This is a genomic window from Allokutzneria sp. NRRL B-24872, assembly GCF_002155965.1.
Taxonomy (GTDB): domain Bacteria; phylum Actinomycetota; class Actinomycetes; order Mycobacteriales; family Pseudonocardiaceae; genus Allokutzneria.
This window is the reverse complement of the sequence record NZ_MUMH01000298.1, coordinates 1-732: the sequence shown is the minus strand read 5'-3', so window position 1 is coordinate 732 and position 732 is coordinate 1. Positions and strand designations below refer to the sequence as shown.

Annotated in this window: 1 protein-coding gene; it reads right to left on the bottom strand. The window is 70.9% G+C overall.

Going from position 1 to position 732, the window contains the following annotated elements:
- Nucleotides 1-177 precede the first annotated feature (177 nt).
- On the bottom strand, nt 178-459 hold the full coding sequence (locus tag CCN37_RS37575; protein ID WP_005486790.1) for an HU family DNA-binding protein: 282 nt from the start codon (nt 457-459) through the stop codon (nt 178-180).
- Nucleotides 460-732 lie beyond the last annotated feature (273 nt).

The window sequence follows — 732 nt, the reverse complement described above, 5'->3', positions numbered from 1 at the left end:
CTCGGAGGTGGAGCTGCCGGGGGCCGCGCGGCCCGCGCGGGCGCGGTGGCGCCGAGTCCGACGCCTCGTAGCGGCGGGCTCGGGCGCCGTAGGCCGCGTAGACGGGTCTCAGGGCCCGTAGGAGCGCCAAAAGGGGCGGCCACCCGGAGGGTGACCGCCCCTTTCGTTCGCGAGGGCTTACTTGCCCTTGGCGGCTTCCTTGAGCTTGGAGCCCGCGGAGACCTTCACGCTGTAGCCGGCGGGGATCTGGATCGGGTCGCCGGTCTGCGGGTTGCGAGCGGTGCGAGCGGCACGGTGGGTGCGCTCGAAGGTCAGGAAGCCGGGGATGGTGACCTTCTCGTCGCCCTTGGCGACGATGTCGCCGACGACCTCGGCGAACGCGGCCAGCACGGCGTCGGCGTCCTTGCGGGTCACCTCGGCGCGGTCGGCCAGCGCGGCCACCAGCTCACTGCGGTTCATGTTGTTACTCCCGTGTTCTTCTTGCCGTTGAGGCGTGAGATCGAAGCCGATGCTGCCAGGGCCCTCGGACAGTCCCCGGACCCGGGTCTGCTGTTCAGACCCTCGCGGCCGGAACGCATCGTGCCCGCACCTGTGGCGGGAAAGCCAATCCGGAGCCCTCGAGAGTCACACGAAAAGCGCCGTGGCGGTCGTTTTCCTGCCCGCAACCCTAAGGCTGCCTCCGGGACCCCACAGCGCGCGACGCGCCGTGCCGGGCCTAGACCGCAGTGGTAC

What these genes read in the sequence shown, in the direction of transcription:
- CCN37_RS37575 (WP_005486790.1), bottom strand. Translation starts at nt 459, where the DNA reads ATGAACCGCAGTGAGCTGGTGGCCGCGCTGGCCGACCGCGCCGAGGTG.